The following is a 17,675-nucleotide window of genomic DNA, read 5'->3' as shown; positions in this document are numbered from 1 at the left end:
ATGTCCCGCTGCTTCGCCCGACTCGTCCTCGGCATCGTCCTGGCCGTCGCGGTCCTCAACGTGCCTGCCGCGGTGACGGCACCGTCGGCTGAGGCGGCCTGTCGGCCGGCACTCAAGTCGCTGACGCTCGCCAGGAGCACCGTGGCCGGAGGAACGTCGACCACCGCCACGATCCGCCTCACCTGCCGGACCCCTCGTCGCGCCAAGGTGCAGCTGTGGGCCAGCACGGGCATCCGGGTCCCGGCGTACGTCTATGTCGCCGGCGGTCGGAGCACGCGGGTCGTCACCGTAAGGACCTCACCCACGACGGTCCGCAGCAGCGGCAGGGTCAAGGCGGTCTACCGGCAGGTGGTACGCCGCGCGACACTCGTCCGCACGGTCACCCCGTGCTACCCGACGCCGGCGCCCACCGCGGTGGCGTTGCCCGCGTACGTCCACGCCGGCCAGAAGGCCACCGGGACGGTCACGCTCGACTGCGTGGCCCGCACCTCGCTGGCCGTGAGCCTCACCTCGAGCTCGTCCTGGGTGACGGTTCCGGGCACGCTCACGATCCTGGCCGGGCGGCGTACGGCGTCGTTCACGGCGGTCACGAAGGGCCCGGCGGTTGGGACGCTGCCCGCGTTCAACGTGACGATCAGGGCGACCCGGAACGGGAAGAGCGCCGCACGGACGATGCAGGTCCGGCCGGAGATCCGGGCGTTCCGGGCCGGCGACCGGTTCACCGTCAACGAGCCGATCCTGACGCCCGACGGGCCCGACGGGTGGGTGTCAGGAACCCTACGGATCACCCTGGACCATCCGGCGCCGCCGGGCGGGCTCGACGTCAAGGGCTCGGTCGTCCCCGAGGGCCAGACCTGGACCGAGGTGCCGATCTATCTCGACTCGTATCCGCTCGACTCCCGCGTGACCGATCACATCACGATCACCACGAGGCCTGCGTCCGGTGAGGGCGGGTTCCTGCTCGACGAGGACTTCACCTACATCGTCCATCCGGCTCCGTGAGGGGGTCCCTGGCGTGCCGGGGCAACACCCCTGTGCCCGAAGCACGCCAGGGACGTATCAGGCGCCGGCGGGCGCGAGGACGATGTCGAACCGCACCTTCGACCAGGTGCCATCGACGTCCCGTCCGTCCGGCGTCGGCGTCCCGGTGGCCTGCCGCTCGAACTTCTTGATCAGCGACTCCTTGACCCCGAAGACGGTGTCCTTCCAGCCGATCGGGTCGCCCTCGGGGAAGATGTGGGTGACCAGCGTGCGGCAGCCCTCGTGGGTCACCATGAAATGCAGGTGCGAGGCCCGCAGCGGCGACCGCCCGACCGCGGCCAGCATCTTGCCGACGGGGCCGTCGTCCGGGATCGGGTACGGCGTGGGCGTCAGTCCCCAGAACCGGTAGCCGCCCTCGGCGTCGGTGAACAGGTGTGCCCGCGCGGCCCTGGCGCCCGCGTCGCGCTGGACGTCGTAGAGCCCGTCCTCGTCCGCCTCCCAGACCTCGATCCTGGCTCCGACCAGCGGTTTCCCGTCGGTTCCGCTCACGGTTCCGGTGACCCAGCAGGGCTCGCCCGGGGCACCGAAGGCCATGTCCCCACCCAGCTCGATCGCCGGGGAGTCCTCCACGAAGAACGGCCCGAAGACCGTGGCCTCGGTCGCGTCGGCGTACGCCTGGTTGTTGATGTTGATGGTCTGCATCGAGGCGCCGAGGGTGTCGGAGAGGAGGATGAACTCCTGGCGTACGTCGTCGGTGATGTGGCCGGCCTTGGTCAGGAACTCGATGGCGGCGGCCCACTCGTCCTCGGTGAGGCGTACGTCGCGGATGAAGGCGTGCAGGTGGCGCGTCAGCGAGACCATGACCTCCTTCAGGCGCGGGTCCTCGCAGGCGTCGAAGGACGCGACGACGGTGTCGACCAGGGTCTGCTCGACCGCCTGCTGCTCCGGCGATACGGCGGCTACGTCGCTCATCAGCTCTCCTCTCCCGCCCACGCCGCGGTCAGCAGCGCGGTCAGGTTCTCCTCGGTGACCGGGGTCGGGTTGTTGTCGGGGATCGCGGCCAGGATCGGCGCGACCGCCTTGGCGATGCCGTCCTCGGGCATGCCGTAGTCCTTGAGCGCCGTCGGCGCGCCGAGCGTCGTACGCAGCTCGGCGAGCCCCTCCACGGCCGTCGGCGTTCCGAACGCCGCTGCCATCCGTACCTCCGCCTCCGGGGCGGACGGCGCGTTGAAGGCGAGCACGTGCGGGAGCACGACCGCGTGGGTCTGGGCGTGCGGCAGGTTGAACATGCCGCCGAGCACGTGGCAGATCTTGTGGTGCATCCCGGAGCCGGCGGACGTGAACGAGACCGCCGCCAGGTAGGCGCCGTAGAGGGTCTGCTCGATCCCCTCGATGCTCTCCGAATCCGCCTTGACCAGGGGGAGTCCGGCCGCGAGCCCCCGGATTCCCTCGGCTGCGAAGACCTGGTCGATGGGATCCACCCGCGGACCCCACATCGCGTCGACGCAGTGCGCGAGCGCGTTCAGGCCGCTGGCGACGGTCATCTCGCCGGGCAACGTGGTCAGCAGGGAGGCGTCGTAGACGACCGACCGCGGCAGGACGCGAGCGTCGATGCCGGTCGTCTTGGTCTCGCCCGAGGTCAGGCCCCAGACGTTGGTCGCCTCGGACCCGGCGTACGTCGTGGGGACCGCCACGATCGGCAGCCCCGTGGTGAGCGCGACGGCCTTGGCCAGGCCGGTGGTCGAGCCACCGCCGACGCACACCAGCGCGTCGACGGCGGACTCGGCCGCCCGCTCACGAGCCCGCTCGGCGACCTCGACCGGCACGTGCATCACGACCTCGTCGTGATGCAGCGCGACCGGTACGTCGGCAGTCACGCGGGCGGCGAGCTCGGCCTCGCGCGCGCCGGCGATGACCATCACCCGCCGCGCGCCGAGCTCGTCGATCTCTGCTGCCACCGCGGCGGGCGCCTCGCCGGTGGCGAAGCGGACCCGCTGCGGCAGCGACTCATGCGTGAACTTCATAGAATCCCCCCGTCAGGGCCCGGAAAGGGTCAGGCCTTGCCCAGCAGCGTCGCGACCGCCTCGCCCAGCGCGGCGCCGGGGTCGTCGGGAAGCGACATGGAGCGCCAGGCGATGTGCTTGTCGGGACGTACCAGGATCGCGCCCGACTCCTCGACCTCGCGGAGCTTGGCCCAGTCGAAGTAGAGGTCGGTGACCGGCCGGCCCGGGCCGATGACGACGGTCTGGAGCGGGATCCCGAACTTCGTCCGGACCGCCTCCGCCGCGTCCTCCCACGCCTCGCCGGCGACGCCGGTGATCAGCGTCCACTGCGTGTAGGGGGCGAGGTCGAGCATCGCGTGCTTCTCGACGTTGTCCCCGACCCAGGCGTGCGGCAGGTGAGCACCCGGAGAGGTCGACATCCGGTGGTAGAGGTCCTCGTCGTCGGTCGGCGCCGGCCGGGTGCCGTCGGAGACGATCGCGTTGGACTCGTAGAACTGGCCGAGCTCGACGCCGTGGGCGTTGAACTCGTAGTTCTTGCGCTCCATCGCGGTGACGAGCGCGGCCCGCTTGGCGGCACCCTCGGGAGTGTTGGCCTTGCGCTCCTCGATGGCCTTGGCCATCTCCTCGCCCTCGAGGCCGACGACGCCGAGCGCCTCGAAGAGCTCTCCGAACTCGCGCGCGGACTGGTTGGCGCGGGTGACGATGCGCTTGGCGACCGGGGCACGCTCGGCGGAGTAGGACTCCAGGAGCGACGGCTCGGCATAGCCCTGCAGCACCGCCGCGAGCTTCCAGGCCAGGTTGTAGGAGTCCTGGATCGAGGTGTTCGAACCGAGACCGTTCGACGGCGGGTGCCTGTGGATGGCGTCGCCGGCGCAGAAGACGCGACCCTTCTGCGCGTGGGTCGCGTACATCTCGTTCACGCCCCACAGCGAGTAGCCGGTCACGTCCGGCTCCAGGTCGGGCATCCCGAGCAGGTCGCGGATGACCTTCACCGCGTACTCCTCGGTCAGCTCCGGCGGCGGCTGGTTGATGTCGTAGCCCCACACGATCAGCCACTCGTCCCAGGGGCGGACCATGCGGACCAGGCCGGTGCCGATGCCGCCGACGTTCGAGCCCGGCTGGATGACCCAGTAGAGGACCGACGGGCGGTGGTCGACGAGCTCGGAGAGGTCGGCCTTGAAGGTGATGTTCATCGACCCGGCGATGTCCATCGCACCCTCCATCGGGAGGTCGATGTCGGCGCCGACCTGGGTGCGGGCGCCGTCGGCGCCGATCAGGAACTTCGACCGGATCTTGTACTCGTGGCCGGTCAGCCGGTCGCGGGCGATCGTGGTGACGCCGTCCTCGTCCTGGACATGCGAGACGTACTCGGTGGAGAACCGCGTCTGGGAGCCGCGCTCGGTCGCGTTGCGGACCAGGATCGGCTCGAGGTACGTCTGCGGGATGTCGACCGTCAGGCACGGGGAGGCGAGCTGGTAGTCGGCCTCGCGGTCGGGGCGCGTGCCCCACGTGCGGATGCGGCCGATCTCCTCGCCGGCGATGCTCGTGCAGAAGACGGTGTCACCGACGAGCTCGTGCGGCGTCGCGTCGGCGAGCACCTGCTCCTCGATGCCCAGGTCGCGGAAGATCTCCATCGCGCGCTGGTTGGTGATGTGTGCCCGCGGGGTGTTCGCGGTCCAGCGGTACTTCGTGATCATGATGTTGTCGACACCGAGCTCGCTCAGGAAGAGCGCGGCGGACGCGCCCGCCGGGCCGGATCCCACGACGAGGACGTCGGTGGTCACGACATCCTCGGTCTCGGGAACCTCGGTCTCTTTCTGACCGTCGTCGAAGACTGGCATGTTCCTCACCTTTCCGAGGCCGCGGCGGGGTGTGGGATCGCAGCCTCAGGGCGAGTCTTGCGGCCCGCTCGGGCCGCTTCAAAGGTGGGGTCGTGGGTTGGCGGAAATGCGTACGCGACTAGGGCGTCGCCGGCTGATCCGCGTCGGACGCGGTCAGCGCGACCACCGCTCGCTCGATGCGCTTGGCACCCATCTCCCGGGCCAGCTGAAGGGCCCGATCGAGCATGGCGTCTGTCTCGCTGGACGACCCCGTTCTCGCTGTCGCCTCGGCGCAGCGCCACGAAGCGACTGCCTCTTCCCAACCCCAATCGGCACTGACGCAACGGTCGAGGGCGGTGTGCCAGAGATCGACCTCGTCGTCGCTGCGGCGACAACGAGCCGATTCGGCCTCGAACAGCGACCGCAGTTCGGGTTGGGCTGCGAAGGGATCATCCCAGGGAAGCCCCTCTGCTTCCTCGAGCAGCTTGTCGAGCAGGCGTTGCCCGCGACCTGTCGACCCGGTCCCCGAAGAGTCGAACGACGCCAGGTCCGCAGCGGCCCACGCACCCAACCGCAGCAGGTCGGCGGCTGTGTCCGGGTCGCTCTGGTCGAGTTGGAGATGGTCGAGGATCACCTCTCCTGCGCGCTCGGGTCTGTCGTGGCTGATCAAGTGCCTCACCGGGTGCCGTGGTCAGGGCGGCCAAGACCAACCGGTCACGGCCACCGATCCGACGCGGGTCGCCGTGCACGCTCAGGGGACCGAGAACCGCGATCTCCACCTCACCACTGTCGGCCGCGCCAGAGCGGGCGTCAAGCCGCCTCAGATCGCCTGCGAGTAACCGGTCTTAGCTCGACTCAACGCACAGCTTGGCCGGAGCGCGGCAGGCCAGCCACCGCGCCGAGGCGCCAGGGCCCATCCGATACCGGCGCGATACCGAGCCACTGCCGCTGCGATACCCGCTGATGACACAACGGAGATCCACACCGGGGCGACCAGCCCCACGATCCAAAGGAGCATCATGAACACCGCCACCACACACCGCACCGCGACCGCCCTCGCCACTGCCGCCGCCGCAGGCGCACTGACCATCGTGTCCTTGATTGCGCCCACGGCCGCCAGCGCGCACCGTCCCGACCCCGTCCCCGACCCGGTCACGACCACGCGCTGCGCCGAAAGCGCCGGGGGATCCAGCATCTCGTCGATGGACATCGACGAGATCGTCACGATGTTGAAGGTGCGGAGAGCGAAGTACCTGTTCGACCACCCGCTCCTCATCCGATGAGCGAGCCCGCCGGGCTCGACCCCGAGACATGCGACTAGTGCGAGAGCCAGTCGAGAACCGCCTTGATGGTCGAGTCCGGCTGGCGGGCCCACTTGAAGTGGTCGATGCCAGCCTCGTCCAGGTGGACGCGGCTGACCTCCAGCCCGGGCATCCGGCGGTGAATCTCATCGACCGTCGCGCTCGGGGCCAGCCAGTCGCCCTCGATGGAGACGATGAGCGCGGGCTTCTCGAGTGCGCGCATCGCGGGCGTGACGTCGCGTGCCGGCCGGCCGAAGCGGAGCCGGCCGGTGCGGGCGTACCTCGCCCATTCCCTCATCAGGGTGCGGGCCTCGCGCCCGGCGAACTTGAGCTGCTTGCCGGGGAAGTGGCCGACGACGCGGCCGATGAGGCCCATCGCCTGGCTGGCGACCAGGAAGCCCGGGCCGTAGTTGCGCCAGTAGGGCGTCTGCGAGGCGACGTAGATCAGGCCGGCGACCCGGTCGGGGTGCAGCGCGGCGTAGGCGCTGGCGGCCTGCCCGCCGAGGCTGTGCCCGAGGACGTACGCCGCACCGGCCGAGGCCGGAACCAGCTCGCCGAGCCGCTCGACCGCGGCGGCGATGTCGTCGACCAGGTCGGCGTAGCCGAAGTCGTAGGACCAGCCGGCGACCCGCCCGCCGAGCTCCTCGTGGCCGCGCTGCTCCATCCGGCCGACGTTGATCCCCGCCTCCGCGAAGGCCACGATCAGCTTGTCGTAGTAGCCGGCCGGCATGCCCATCGCGGGCACGACCAGCACGGTCGGCGCCTCGGGGTCGGCCGCACGGACCACGGTCAGCGTGAAGCTGGTGCCCTCGGCACGCTCGATTCCGTACGCCTCAGGGGTGGTCGTGGGGGTGGTCGTCTCGGTCACGCCGTTCATGTTACTCGCGAGTAGAGTCTTCAGGTAGTCGGGGACCAAACGGTCGGTTACGCGCGAGTAGAGCGACCGTTTGATCCCCGACTACAGCTCAGGCTGCCCATCGGTGGCTCAGCAGACGGCGGCGTTCATCATTCGAGAGGGCTCGTCGCTCGGCCACTGTCGTGGCTGGCGTCCACCACGCAGGCGGATCCAGTGTCCATCGCCTCGGCCCCGCCGCTGCTCGTGCCCGCTTCCGCGCAGCCAGGGTGCGGGCCTTGAATCCCGACGGATCGCGCAAGTCCGCGGAGACCATGGTGACGTACTCCAGACCGACACCACGCAGATCTCCCTCTCGCCTGATGTCCTTGGCACGCTGCTTGCCCTCGAGGTGCAAGGAGCCGTCGTACTCGCCCACGACACCTGTCTCCAGGTCGAGCACGTCAGGCGTGGCGACATGCCGGCCGACATGGTCGAACACCGGGTGATTGCACACGACGTCACGGATGCCGAGCTCCGCCCACACGAGTCGGAGATCGACCTCAGGCGGTGACCACGCGTTCTCGTCGAGGAAGGGGAGTGCGTCCCGGACCTTCGCGATTCCGGTCCAGCCGCGGTGCGCATCCGCCCATTCGGAGATCTCCGCGATGGAGACCAGGTCATGGAGCGCCGCCATGTCGTGGGCTCGCACGGCCGCCCGCCGATCGCGGGCGTAGCGCATCTCGAAGGTCACCGACCGCACGGGGATCGTCACCCGCACACCGTCAACCACCTGGACGTCGGAGAGGAGGAGTCGCTCACCGCAAACGGCGAGGCCCGGACGTGACACCAATGAGTGAGCAGTGGCCGCCACGGTCACCGGCCTGGGTCGACCGGAGGGGTCCCAGCCGTCGAACCACTTGCATCGCATCCACGCCAACGCCGCCCACCCCGTCACCGCCGCATGCGCGGGAAGTCGCACCGATGCCTCGAGCACGCGCTGCATCGGCGCGTCAGCATCGACGTCAGTCGGCACGTAGAACCCGTGGCTGCTCCGCCGCCACCCACGCCCCCGAGCCTGACGCGGGGTCGGACCGGTCTGTCCACTCGGGTCGAGGCGCACCGGCCGCACCACGAAAGGCCGCGCGGAGGAGTACTCCGGCGGTCGGAAGTGAGGAGGTCGGGCAGCCACCACGACAGGATCACGCAGGCGTACGAATCCCGCATCCAGCGATCCCCAAAAATCCCCCGCATGTGCACAAACCTGTGGATAACTCTGGAGAGCAGTGGATAGTCGGGGATCAAGCGGTCGGTTACTCGCCAGTAGAACGACCGTTTGATCCCCGACTATCGGGTCAGGACCGTGTGACCGACCGGGAAGACCTCGTAGCGACCCCGCGCCGCGAGCCCCCACAATCCGCGCGGAGCCAGCAGCACGACGGCGATCGCGACCGCGCCGAGCGCGACGAGATACCAGGTGCCGTAGGAGTCCAGCAGCTGCTGGAGCGCGAAGAAGATCACCGCGCCCAGGATCGGGCCCTCGATCGTCCCCAGCCCGCCGATGACGACGATGAAGATCATGAAGGCGGTGTACTGGACCGAGAACATCGAGTCGGGCGAGACCCGCAGGCCGTTCACCGCGATCAGCGCCCCCGCCAGGCCGGCACCACCGGAGGCGGCGACGTAGACGAGCCGCTGCGAGCGCCGCACCGCGACCCCGAGCGACGCCGCCGCCACCGAGTCGTCACGGATCGCGGTCAGACCGAGGCCGACGCGCGAGCGCATCAGGACGTACGTCGCGAGCACGACGAGCACGGCGAGCGCGAGCGCCAGGTAGTAGACGGTGGCGATCCGGGTCACCCGGTCGACGCCCTGGAAGGCGGTGAGCGAGAGGCCGGAGCCGCCGCCGAAGCCCGGGAGCTCCTGGGTGACCAGCTTGAAGACCTCGGCCACCACCCAGGTGCCGATCGCGAAGTAGCCTCCGACCAGCCGGAACAGCAGGAACGAGGTGGGGATGGCCAGGGCGGCGCAGACCACGCCGGCCGCCACGACGGCCACCGGGATCGGCAGCCCGACGACGTCGGCGAGCTTGATCACGCCGTAGCCGCCGGCACCGATGTAGGCCTGCTGCCCGATCGACACGAGCCCGCCGTAGCCGGCCATCAGGTTCCAGGTCGTGCCGAGGATGATCAGCGCGAAGAGCGTGACCAGGTTGGTCACGTCACCCGGGCTGAAGACGAACCACGGTGCCGCGGCCAGGAAGACCACGATCGCGGCGAGGACGCCGCCGCCGGCGAGCGAGGGCCAGCCGCCGCGTACGACCTTCAGGTCTTGTCCGGCGAGGGTTGTGCTCATGCGACGACCGCCTTCGGGAGCAGGCCCTGGGGCCGGAACAGGAGTACGACCAGGAAGACCAGGTGACCGGCGAGGACGCCGTAGGCCGGGTCGATCTGGGCGCCGACGGTCTGCGCGACGCCGAGCACGAGACCGCCGAGGAGCGTGCCCCACAGCGAGCCGAGGCCGCCGATGATGACCGCCTCGAAGGCGAAGATGAGGACCAGATCTCCGTACGTCGGGCTGAACTGCGTCGACATGCCGAGGAAGACACCGGCCAGGGCGACGGTGCCGATCGCGATGGCGGTGGCCAGGGCGTACATGTGCCTCTCGTCGATCCCCATGAGCGTGGCCGCCTCGGGGTCGTCCTTGGTCGCGCGCATCGCGCGGCCGATGCGGGTGTGAGAGAGATAGAGCTGCAGACCGACGATGACACCGACCGCCACCACGAGTGTGATCAGCGAGAAGACACCGAGACGCAGGCCGCCGAGCTCGACCGACGAGGTCGACAGGTCGCCGATCGAGATCTTGCGGGAGTCGGCGGTGAAGATCTCCTGGAGCAGGTTGGCGCCGATGACGGCCAGGCCGAACGAGACCAGCAGCGGCGACAGCTCCCCGTGGCGCAGCGCCGGGTTGAAGAGACCGCGCTGGATGGCGTAGCCGACCGCGGCGAGCACGGGGATCACGATGACGATGGTGAGGAACGCCGGCATCCCGGTCTGCTGGACGAGCCAGTAGGCGAGGTAGGCCGAGGCTACGGCGAGGACGCCGTGGGCGAGGTTCACGATCCGCATCACGCCGAAGATGAGGCTCAGACCGCAGGCGAGGAGTGCGTACTGCCCACCGAGCAGAAGTCCCTGGAGGACCGCGTTGATCCAGTCCATCAGCCGACCTCCTGCTCGTCGATCCCGAAGTACGCCGCCTGGACCTGCTCTCGGGTGACGTCGGCCGCCGCGCCCTCGAGGACGGTGCGGCCCTCGAGCAGACACTGCACCCGGTCGGCGACGGTGAGCGCCTGGGTGAGGTCCTGCTCGACCACGAGCACGGTCGTCCCCTTCGCGGTGATCGTGGGGAGCGCCTTGTAGATGTCGGCGATCACGACCGGGGCGAGGCCGAGCGAGACCTCGTCGAGCAGGAGCAGCTTCGGGTTGGACATCAGCGCCCGGCCGATGGCGGTCGCCTGCTGCTCGCCACCGGAGAGGTGGGCACCGCGGCGCGTTCTCTTCTCCGCGAGCAGCGGGAACGCGTCGTAGACGGTCTGGAGGTTCCAGGGGCCGGGGCGGCGTCCGTGCGCGCCGACCTTGAGGTTCTCCTCGACGGTGAGGGAGGCGAAGATCCGGCGCCCCTCCGGCGTGAGCGCGATGCCCTCGCGGACCCGCCGATGGGCAGGGGTGTGGGAGACGTTGTGGCCGTTGAAGCGGATCTGGCCGGCGGTCGGGCGGAGCAGGCCGGCGATCGTCTTCAGCAGCGTGGACTTGCCGGCGCCGTTGGCACCGATCACGGCCAGCGTCTCGCCCTCGGCGACCCGGACCGTGATGCCGTGCAGGGCGCGGAAGTCGCCGTAGGCGACGTCGATCGCGTCGACCTCGAGCAGGCTGGTCATGGGGTGTCGCCTTCCAGGTCGGGGGAGCCGAGATAGACGGCGGCGACCGCGTCCGAGGCCATCACCTCGCGCGGGTCGCCGGTGGCGACGACGTCGCCCTGGGCCAGGCACATCAACCGGTCCACGACCTGCAGCAACGCGTGCACGATGTGCTCGATCCAGACGACGCCGGTGCCGCCGTCACGGATCGCCGAGATGGTCTCGATCAGCGCCGGCAGCTCGTGCTCGGTGAGCCCGCCGGCGATCTCGTCGAGGAGCAGCAGCCGCGGCTGGGTGGCCAGCGCGCGGGCGAGCTCGAGCCGTTTGCGGTCGAGCAGCCGCAGCGAGCCGGCGGGGGTGTTGGCCAGGTGCGTCAGGTCGGCGGTCTCCAGCGCCTCCCAGGCCAGCGCGTTGGCCTCCTTCCGGCGCGTACCCGCACCGAAGGTCGACCCGACCAGCACGTTCTCGAAGACGGTGAGCCCCTCGAAGGGGCGGGGGACCTGGAACGTACGTCCGATCCCGAGGGCCGTACGACGGGCCGCCGGCATCCGGGTGACATCGGCGCCGTCGAAGCTGATGGTGCCGGCGTCGGCCGGGAGGGTGCCGGTCACCAGGTTGAGCAGCGTGGACTTGCCGGCGCCGTTGGGCCCGACGATGCCGAGCGCCTCGCCCGCGGCCACGTGGAAGGAGACCGAGCGGGCGGTGACGACCTGGCCGAACGCCTTGGCCAGGCCTTCGGCCTCCAGCAGCGCGCCGGGCGCGCTGCTGGAGGCCTCGACCGCTTGTTGAGCAGAGGTCACTTGAGCGCCTCGGGCTCGCCCCCGAGAGGTACGTCGGGAGCCAGCGAGTTCTGCACGACGACCAGCTCGAACGGGTGCTCCCCGCCCTCGACCTGGCGCCACTGACCACCCGCGAGCGAGGTCTTGGCGACGTACGGCGGGACGTTCGCGTCCTTGCCCCAGGCGACGTCACCGACGACCGTGGAGACCTCGAGCCCGGCCAGCGCCTTGGTGATCGCGTCGGCGTCGGTCGAGCCGGCCTCGGTCACCGCTGCCGTCGCGACCTCGAAGAGCGCGTGCGCGAAGCCCAACGGCTGGGTCCACTGCTTGCCGGTCTTCTCCTCGTACGCGTCCGCCAGCTCCTGCGCGGACTGGCCGGTCAGCGAGGACTCGTAGGGAGCGGTCGGGGTCCACCACACCTCGGTGGAGAGGTTGTGGGCGATCGGGCCCAGGGCCTCGACGCTGCTCGGGAAGAGGAGCGCCTTGCCGATGGTGGCGACCTTCGGGTTGTAGCCCTGCTGCTTCGCCTGCTGCCAGAACGTGGTGAAGTCCGGCGGGATCGGGACGCCGACCAGGACGTCGTGACCCTTGTAGGCGCTGATCTGCGCGGAGAAGTCCTTGGTGCCGTTGGGGTAGTTGCCCGGGTTGTCGATCTTCACGCCCGACGCCTCGGTCAGCGCCGGGAAGTTGGCGCCCCAGGCCTCACCGTCAGGGTCCTTCGGGAACAGGCCGCCGGCCTTCTTGTTGTTCGGAACCTTGCCCCAGATGTCGGCGTAGACCGTCGCGACGTCCTCGAGGCCCCAGAAGAAGTGGTAGCTGTACTTCAGCTCCGCCGGCTTGTCGCCGCTGCGGATCGCGAACGGCTGCCACGGGGCGACCGTGGTGATGCACGGGATCGAGTTGGCCTCGCACTGCTCCGAGACCGGGTTGACGATGTCGGGGGTCGAGGAGGCGACGATGATGTCGGCGCCGTCCTTGTTGATCAGGTCGCCGGCCACCGCCCCGGCCTTCGTCGTGTCGCTCTGCGCGTCGCGCACCACGATCTCGACGTCGAGCTCCTTGTCACCCACCTTGACCGGGTGGTCCTTGAAGTAGGTCTCCATCTCGTCGACGACGAAGCTGTTCGCCTCGCCGAACGGCGCCGAGGAGCCGGTCTCGGTCGAGACGAACCCGATGGTGAGCGTGTCCTCGCCGCCACCGCCTTCGTCGTCGATGCCGCCCGACCCGCAGGCCGTCAAGGTCAGCGCCATCGCTGCGACACCGGCGGCTGCCAAGCTCAGGCCGCGTCCGGTGGTGAGTCCGTTGCGCACGTACGTCTCCTTAGAGAGTGTGGGGTGTTCGAGAGTGTCGTCCGCCACCGCCCCTACAGGTGGGAAGCAGGGTCTGGTTGGCGGAAAATCGCATGGAAGACCTATCGGACTTTGGTGGACTTGTCACCCTTTCGCGCCGAGAAGTGACTTCTGGGCGCCGAGAAGTGACTTGTGGCGTACGAAACTCGACTTTCGTACGCCACAACTGGGGATTCGGCCCGCCACAAGTGCGGACTCGGCTGGGGTCAGGCGCGGGCGGCGCGGCGTACGTCTCCGGCGGCGACACCGAAGCGCTTGCGGAAGGCGTGGGAGAAGTACGAGGCGGAGGTGAAGCCGCACTTCTCGGCGACGTCGACGGTGCGGATGGCTGGGTCCGAGCCGGTGGCGAGCATCGCGTAGGCGAGCTCGAGGCGGCGACCGAGGATGTGGCGGGGGACGCTGGTGCCGGCGTCGGCGAAGAGGCGCGACAGGTGGCGCTCGGAGATGCCGGCGCCCGCGGCGACGGCGGTGGCGGAGAGGCCGGGGTCGGCGAGATGGTCCTCGATGAACGCCTTCGCCGCCGCCCGATGGGCCGTGGCCAGCGAGACCTTCCCGGCGGTGGCGATCACCGAGATCAGGTCGAGCACGGCGCCCTCGTCGGCCGGCACCGGGTCGTGGGGCCGCAGGGCGCGGCCGACCATCTGCACGAGGGCTCGGCCGTGCGGGTCCTGGTCGCGGCCGGCGTCGAGGACGAGCGGCGACGGCATCGACGCCATCCCGGTGCGGGCCGCGAAGGCGTCCACCGGGACCTTGACCGCGAGCTCCTCGAGCCCATGCCCGAAGCCGCGCAGGAAGGGTGCGTCGACGTCGCACACGATCAACTGTCCGGGCCGGATGACCTTGCGGCGGCCGGCGTACTCCAGGATCGCCTCGCCGCGGAGGCTCGCGTAGACGGCGATCGACCGGGCGGGGATCTCCTTGACGAGGCTGGCCGGCCGCTCGACGACGTGGCGGGTGGCTCGGACCCGCGCCAGATGGATCTCGTCGAGCTGCAGGTTGACCTCCTGCGCGTCGAACCCGTGGCCGTCGATGGGCCGACAGGAGAGCGCGACCAGGGCGCTGGCGTTGTGGCGTTCCCAGGCCTCGACCTGCGCGTCCTCGTTCAGCCGGCTGGTCTCGAAGACCTCCGGGCGGCGAACCCGCGCGAGGAGAGGGGCTGGATCGACTCCGGCTGGCGGCACAGGCCGACTCTACGGCGTTGCGGGTGCCGCCCGCGATGACTTCGTGACGACTTAGGGAAGACTTACCTTTCTGGAATGGTTCAAGAAAAGGTGGCACAGTGGGTGTCACCACGAAAGACCCACATCAATCCAGGGGGATACACCGAACATGGCTACGCAGACCGCCACGAGCAGCGCCACCCACACCTCGCACCCCGCGTTCATCCCGAGCCCGGCGTTCGCGACCCAGATGCAGCGCCTGCTCGTCGATCTGACCGAGCTCAGCCTGCAGGGCAAGCAGCTGCACTGGAACGTCGTCGGCAAGAACTTCCGCGACATGCACCTCGTCCTCGACGAGGTCGTCGACGCCGCCCGTGACTTCACCGACGAGGTCGCCGAGCGCATGCGCGCGCTCTACATCCTCCCCGACGGCCGCACCGGCACCGTCGCCGAGGACACCACCCTCGCGCCGCTCCCGGCGACCGAGGTCGACACCGCGACCGCCGCCGACCTCGCCGCCGCCGCGCTCTACGCCACCTCGAAGACCGCTCGTGACATCCACGACGACATCGACTCCGAGGACCCGACCACCGCCGACCTGCTGCACGCGATCATCACCCGCGTCGAGCAGCTGGCCTGGTTCATCGACTCCGAGAACCGCGTCGCCAACCAGTCCAAGCCGGCTCAGCTGACCGTCTGAGATCTTTCCCTGAGGACGGCGTCCCGCGAGCTGCTCGCGGGGCGCCGTTCTTCGTTGTGCGGGCGAAGCCGCGCCGAGTCGGCCCGTCCTCACCGTAAAACCCGTCGAGTCGGCTCGTTCAAACGCGCCGACTCGGCACGAATCTCAGTCAGAACGAGCCGACTCGGCGTGAATCTCGTCGGCGAGCTCGCTATCGACGCAGCAGGGTTCGGAGGCTCTTGGTCGGATCCGCAAGATCAGATGCGCGTACGTCGGCAGCACGATCGATCAGCCGGCGCGCCGCTCTCGCGGCGTTGGGGTCGTCGACCGCGACCGCGCCGGTGACGCGCTCGCCACGGAGAGTGAAGACCGCGAACGGCGGCTCGCCGACGGTGCCGCGTACGACGTTCTCGTGCTTCGCATCCGGCTCGTGCATCTCACCGACGACCTCGACATGCAGGTCGTAGCGGTCGGTCCAGAACCACGGCGCGGTCTCCGGTCCGGCGTCGGCACCGAGGATCGTCGCCGCCGCCCGTTGACCGTCGTGCAACGCGGCCTCCCAGTGCTCCGCGCGGCGGTGGCCGCGGCGCCGGGCGCAGTCACCGACGGCGAGGACATTCGGGTGTGAGGTGACCTGGCGGTCGTCGACGAGGACGCCGTTGTCGACCTCCAGGCCGGCTGCCTTCGCCAGGGCGGTGTCCGGCACCATGCCCACAGCCAGAAGGACAGCATCGAACGTACGCGGCTCCACCTCGCCCGCGATGTGCGCCACGACTCCGGCCCTCGTCGACTCGAGCTTCTCGACCGTCGAGGTCACCGTCTCCACACCGTGGACCGGGTGCAGGGAGTGCAGCCACGCAGCGACCCGGGTGCCGACCGCCGCCGCGATCGGCGGATCGGCGGGATCCACGAGCACGACCTCGCAGCCGAGCTTCCGAGCGGTCGAGGCGACCTCGGCCCCGATCAGGCCGGCGCCGACCACCAGCAGGCGGGCGCCCGAGAGCAGCACGTGCCGCAGCGCATCGGCGTCCTCGGCACTTCGCAGCGTGTGAATCCCGGTGGTCGAGATCGGGACTCCCTCACCGGGTGGCGGAAAATCAAGCCGCTCCCCGACGACGCGTTCGAAGTCGGGCCACCGCGAGTGTCCGCCCGTCGCCAGGACGATCCTGTCGGCGGAGAGCTTCCGGCCGTCCGACAGCGCCACCGTGCCGGCAGCCGGATCCAGATCCACCACCAGTGCAGCCGTGATCAGGTCGATCCGCTGCTCGGCGTACCACTCCGGAGCCTGCAGCGCGATCGAGTCGAGCTCCTTCGCCCTGCCAGGTACTCCTTGGACAGGGGCGGACGGTCATACGGGAACGGGTCGACGGAAACGAGCGTCAGCTCACCGACGTACCCCTGCTTCCGCAGCTCCGCGACCGTCGACACACCGGCGATACCGCCACCGACGACGAGGACCGACGAGACCGTCACGGCCTCTCGCCGGGGAACAGGTACACCTCACCGTCGCGGACCTCGACGCGGTGCGGGACGGTGTCGCGGGTGGCGGGGAGCCCGTCGACCTTGCCGGTCTTGAGATTGAACCGCGAGGAGTGCAGGGGGCACTCGACGTCGCCGTCCTCGACCCAGCCCTCGGCCAGCGAGGCGGTCTCGTGGGTGCAGGTGTCGTTGAGGGCCCAGCAGGTGCCGTCGTCGTCGCGCAGGATGGCGATGTCGTCCTCGGTGCCGGTGATGTCGGAGGAGATGGCGATCCCCTCGCCCTCCGGGATGTCGTCGACGGACGCGACGCGGATGCCTGTGCTGCTTCCGCCGTTTCCACTATTTGCGGTCATGCCCCCATCTTCCAACGTGGGTGCAGAAGAACCGGCCACCTCCCCCGAGGTGGCCGGTTCGATTGCGTACGTCCGGGGCCGACGGATCAGTCCGGGCAGGTGTTGCGGTAGTCGGACAGGTTGATCGAGGACGGCGCCGGGCAGAGGAACTGCGAGTAGCGGGTGTCGTCGTCGACGTACCTCTTCAGCCAGGTGACGAACAGGCGCCCTTGCCAGTCGTCGTCGGTGTTGGCGATGAAGTGGTCGCCGTTGTTGATCTCGCCGTACGCCTTCTCCCGGGCCCCGGTGGCCGAGGTGTAGAACGGGATGGAGTGCGAGCTGACCGGCGCGACGCTGTCGTTCTCCGCGCCGATGATCATGGTCGGGATCTGGATGCCGGGCCAGGTCTTGTCGGTGTGCCAGGGCTGCAGCGCGACCGCGGCCTTGATCGAGGAGTCCTGGTTGGCCGCCGCGAGCGTGCCACCGCCACCCATGGAGTGACCGGAGACCGCGATCCGGGACTCGTCCAGGCGCGAGGCGACCGTCGAGGAGGCGTTGTTCTTCAGATAGGAGACTGCGGCCAGGATCTGCGAGCCGCGGCTGTCGGGCTGGTCATAGCGGGAGTTCGTGTCGATCGCGAAGACCACGAACCCGTGCGAGGCCACCCGGCGAGCGACCGCGGAGTAGGACGACGAGGAGGCCGTGTAGCCGGGGGCGAGCACGACACCGCCGAAGGTCCCCGCGGTGGTGGAGGTGGGGTAGTAGATCGTCCCTCCGCCGAAGCCGGTCACCAGCGAGGAGACCGAGGCGGTGGAGAGGGAGAACGTGCCGTTGTCCAGGACGCTGGCCGACGTCGGGTCCGGCCCGCGCTCGTAGGGGCTCTCCGCATCGGCCGGCGCTACCAGGCCGAAGAGGGGGAGAGTGACGGCCGCGGCGACCGCGGCGATTCGGAGAGAGAGTGATCTGAGCACCGAGCATGCTCCTTCGTCCGTCCGGCCCCGGGCTGTCCGGGGATCCGGTTGCTACTCGAAGGTAGGGGCGCAG

Annotated in this window: 19 protein-coding genes; 3 read left to right on the top strand and 16 right to left on the bottom strand. The window is 69.7% G+C overall.

What is annotated here, in order from left to right; translation table 11 throughout:
• Positions 1 to 1,002: a hypothetical protein gene (locus tag ACIO3S_RS01040; protein WP_400458581.1), complete on the top strand. Its 1,002-nt coding sequence runs from the start codon at positions 1 to 3 to the stop codon at positions 1,000 to 1,002.
• Positions 1,003 to 1,059: 57 nt separating this feature from the next.
• On the opposite strand, the gene ACIO3S_RS01035 is transcribed toward ACIO3S_RS01040, so the two are convergent.
• From ACIO3S_RS01035 to ACIO3S_RS01020, 4 genes are all read right to left on the bottom strand, one after another.
• Complete coding sequence (locus ACIO3S_RS01035) at positions 1,060 to 1,953, bottom strand: dioxygenase (RefSeq protein WP_400458580.1); 894 nt, start codon at positions 1,951 to 1,953, stop codon at positions 1,060 to 1,062.
• Positions 1,953 to 3,005 carry a maleylacetate reductase gene (locus tag ACIO3S_RS01030; protein ID WP_400458578.1) on the bottom strand — a complete coding sequence of 351 codons (1,053 nt, stop codon included), beginning with the start codon at positions 3,003 to 3,005 and terminating at the stop codon, positions 1,953 to 1,955. Before ACIO3S_RS01030 ends, ACIO3S_RS01035 begins: the two co-directional genes overlap by 1 nt.
• A gap of 29 nt (positions 3,006 to 3,034) precedes the next feature.
• Entirely contained in the window at positions 3,035 to 4,825 is a 1,791-nt protein-coding gene (locus tag ACIO3S_RS01025) for an FAD-dependent oxidoreductase (protein ID WP_400458577.1), read from the bottom strand.
• Positions 4,826 to 4,943: 118 nt separating this feature from the next.
• Complete coding sequence (locus tag ACIO3S_RS01020; protein WP_400458576.1) at positions 4,944 to 5,438, bottom strand: hypothetical protein; 495 nt, start codon at positions 5,436 to 5,438, stop codon at positions 4,944 to 4,946.
• A gap of 385 nt (positions 5,439 to 5,823) precedes the next feature.
• Between ACIO3S_RS01020 and ACIO3S_RS01015 the strand changes: the two genes are divergently transcribed.
• On the top strand, positions 5,824 to 6,087 hold the full coding sequence (locus tag ACIO3S_RS01015; protein ID WP_400458575.1) for a hypothetical protein: 264 nt from the start codon (positions 5,824 to 5,826) through the stop codon (positions 6,085 to 6,087).
• 34 nt (positions 6,088 to 6,121) lie between these two features.
• Here ACIO3S_RS01015 and ACIO3S_RS01010 read toward each other — a convergent pair whose 3' ends face one another.
• From ACIO3S_RS01010 to ACIO3S_RS00975, 8 genes are all read right to left on the bottom strand, one after another.
• Positions 6,122 to 6,973, bottom strand: a complete 852-nt coding sequence (locus ACIO3S_RS01010; protein ID WP_400458574.1) for an alpha/beta fold hydrolase — start codon at positions 6,971 to 6,973, stop codon at positions 6,122 to 6,124.
• 97 nt (positions 6,974 to 7,070) lie between these two features.
• Positions 7,071 to 7,712, bottom strand: coding sequence for a hypothetical protein (locus ACIO3S_RS01005; protein ID WP_400458572.1), 642 nt, complete (start codon positions 7,710 to 7,712; stop codon positions 7,071 to 7,073).
• Positions 7,713 to 8,284: 572 nt separating this feature from the next.
• Positions 8,285 to 9,292 (bottom strand): branched-chain amino acid ABC transporter permease, encoded by a 1,008-nt coding sequence (locus ACIO3S_RS01000; RefSeq protein ID WP_400458570.1) that lies wholly within the window; start codon positions 9,290 to 9,292, stop codon positions 8,285 to 8,287.
• The gene (locus tag ACIO3S_RS00995; protein ID WP_400458568.1) at positions 9,289 to 10,155 is read right to left on the bottom strand and encodes a branched-chain amino acid ABC transporter permease; all 867 of its coding nucleotides are present in this window, start codon (positions 10,153 to 10,155) and stop codon (positions 9,289 to 9,291) included. Before ACIO3S_RS00995 ends, ACIO3S_RS01000 begins: the two co-directional genes overlap by 4 nt.
• On the bottom strand, positions 10,155 to 10,874 hold the full coding sequence (locus tag ACIO3S_RS00990; protein ID WP_350837580.1) for an ABC transporter ATP-binding protein: 720 nt from the start codon (positions 10,872 to 10,874) through the stop codon (positions 10,155 to 10,157). Before ACIO3S_RS00990 ends, ACIO3S_RS00995 begins: the two co-directional genes overlap by 1 nt.
• Positions 10,871 to 11,653, bottom strand: a complete 783-nt coding sequence (locus ACIO3S_RS00985) for an ABC transporter ATP-binding protein (RefSeq protein ID WP_400458567.1) — start codon at positions 11,651 to 11,653, stop codon at positions 10,871 to 10,873. Before ACIO3S_RS00985 ends, ACIO3S_RS00990 begins: the two co-directional genes overlap by 4 nt.
• A complete protein-coding gene (locus tag ACIO3S_RS00980; protein WP_400458565.1) occupies positions 11,650 to 12,942 on the bottom strand; it encodes an ABC transporter substrate-binding protein in 1,293 nt (430 codons plus the stop codon). The genes ACIO3S_RS00985 and ACIO3S_RS00980 overlap by 4 nt, the downstream gene beginning before the upstream one ends.
• Before the next feature lie 245 nt (positions 12,943 to 13,187).
• Entirely contained in the window at positions 13,188 to 14,162 is a 975-nt protein-coding gene (locus ACIO3S_RS00975; RefSeq protein ID WP_400458563.1) for an AraC family transcriptional regulator, read from the bottom strand.
• 148 nt (positions 14,163 to 14,310) lie between these two features.
• On the opposite strand from ACIO3S_RS00975, the gene ACIO3S_RS00970 reads away from it, so the two are divergent.
• Positions 14,311 to 14,841: a DNA starvation/stationary phase protection protein gene (locus tag ACIO3S_RS00970; protein WP_160026024.1), complete on the top strand. Its 531-nt coding sequence runs from the start codon at positions 14,311 to 14,313 to the stop codon at positions 14,839 to 14,841.
• Positions 14,842 to 15,031: 190 nt separating this feature from the next.
• Here ACIO3S_RS00970 and ACIO3S_RS00965 read toward each other — a convergent pair whose 3' ends face one another.
• From ACIO3S_RS00965 to ACIO3S_RS00950, 4 genes are all read right to left on the bottom strand, one after another.
• Complete coding sequence (locus ACIO3S_RS00965) at positions 15,032 to 16,054, bottom strand: NAD(P)/FAD-dependent oxidoreductase (protein WP_400458561.1); 1,023 nt, start codon at positions 16,052 to 16,054, stop codon at positions 15,032 to 15,034.
• 14 nt (positions 16,055 to 16,068) lie between these two features.
• Positions 16,069 to 16,248, bottom strand: coding sequence for a hypothetical protein (locus tag ACIO3S_RS00960; protein ID WP_400461045.1), 180 nt, complete (start codon positions 16,246 to 16,248; stop codon positions 16,069 to 16,071).
• A 41-nt stretch (positions 16,249 to 16,289) separates the two neighbouring features.
• Positions 16,290 to 16,652 (bottom strand): non-heme iron oxygenase ferredoxin subunit, encoded by a 363-nt coding sequence (locus tag ACIO3S_RS00955; RefSeq protein WP_160026026.1) that lies wholly within the window; start codon positions 16,650 to 16,652, stop codon positions 16,290 to 16,292.
• An 86-nt stretch (positions 16,653 to 16,738) separates the two neighbouring features.
• Positions 16,739 to 17,602 carry a serine aminopeptidase domain-containing protein gene (locus ACIO3S_RS00950; RefSeq protein WP_350717714.1) on the bottom strand — a complete coding sequence of 288 codons (864 nt, stop codon included), beginning with the start codon at positions 17,600 to 17,602 and terminating at the stop codon, positions 16,739 to 16,741.
• Between the last annotated feature and the right edge of the window lie 73 nt (positions 17,603 to 17,675).

Origin of the sequence: Nocardioides sp. NPDC087217, from assembly GCF_044744805.1 — a bacterium.
In the GTDB taxonomy this organism is placed as follows: Bacteria; Actinomycetota; Actinomycetes; order Propionibacteriales; family Nocardioidaceae; genus Nocardioides.
Note: the sequence above shows the minus strand (reverse complement) of the source record. Positions and strands in the feature narration are given on the sequence as shown.

Coding starts and splice junctions, on each gene's coding strand:
- ACIO3S_RS01040 (WP_400458581.1), top strand. CDS start 1: ATGTCCCGCTGCTTCGCCCGACTCGTCCTCGGCATCGTCCTGGCCGTC.
- ACIO3S_RS01035 (WP_400458580.1), bottom strand. CDS start 1,953: ATGAGCGACGTAGCCGCCGTATCGCCGGAGCAGCAGGCGGTCGAGCAG.
- ACIO3S_RS01030 (WP_400458578.1), bottom strand. CDS start 3,005: ATGAAGTTCACGCATGAGTCGCTGCCGCAGCGGGTCCGCTTCGCCACC.
- ACIO3S_RS01025 (WP_400458577.1), bottom strand. CDS start 4,825: ATGCCAGTCTTCGACGACGGTCAGAAAGAGACCGAGGTTCCCGAGACC.
- ACIO3S_RS01015 (WP_400458575.1), top strand. CDS start 5,824: ATGAACACCGCCACCACACACCGCACCGCGACCGCCCTCGCCACTGCC.
- ACIO3S_RS01000 (WP_400458570.1), bottom strand. CDS start 9,292: ATGAGCACAACCCTCGCCGGACAAGACCTGAAGGTCGTACGCGGCGGC.
- ACIO3S_RS00995 (WP_400458568.1), bottom strand. CDS start 10,155: ATGGACTGGATCAACGCGGTCCTCCAGGGACTTCTGCTCGGTGGGCAG.
- ACIO3S_RS00990 (WP_350837580.1), bottom strand. CDS start 10,874: ATGACCAGCCTGCTCGAGGTCGACGCGATCGACGTCGCCTACGGCGAC.
- ACIO3S_RS00970 (WP_160026024.1), top strand. CDS start 14,311: ATGGCTACGCAGACCGCCACGAGCAGCGCCACCCACACCTCGCACCCC.
- ACIO3S_RS00955 (WP_160026026.1), bottom strand. CDS start 16,652: ATGACCGCAAATAGTGGAAACGGCGGAAGCAGCACAGGCATCCGCGTC.